Origin of the sequence: Cobetia sp. SIMBA_158 (genome assembly GCF_046566945.1) — a bacterium.
Classification (GTDB): domain Bacteria; phylum Pseudomonadota; class Gammaproteobacteria; order Pseudomonadales; family Halomonadaceae; genus Cobetia; species Cobetia amphilecti.
Window position 1 is genome coordinate 1 of record NZ_JAWJYL010000892.1, and the last position, 245, is coordinate 245.

General features: G+C 38.4%; 1 protein-coding gene. It reads right to left on the minus strand.

Translation table 11 applies throughout. The annotated features are described in order from the left end of the window. On the minus strand, nt 1-245 hold a 245-nt coding region (locus tag R2R70_RS22390; protein WP_410979255.1), incomplete at both ends, for a hypothetical protein.

Below are 245 nucleotides of genomic sequence, written 5' to 3' on the forward strand. Positions count from 1 at the left end.
GTGTTTTTATTAGCTTTTTGCGCTGAATAAATGCCCATACTGAAAACCCAATTGGTAACGGAGTTAAAATTGCGTATAACACTTGCTCAGGAGTGCTAGTTGCTTCAAAAACTAATGCATAGATACAAAATAAGCTAACAAATGCGCCAGCAACTAAGTCTAACCATGCTTTACTTGATTGTTTTTTTCTTGCCGATGTAATTTGGCCCAGTAGTGCGGCAGTATCCAGTTTTGGAGTCGCATTT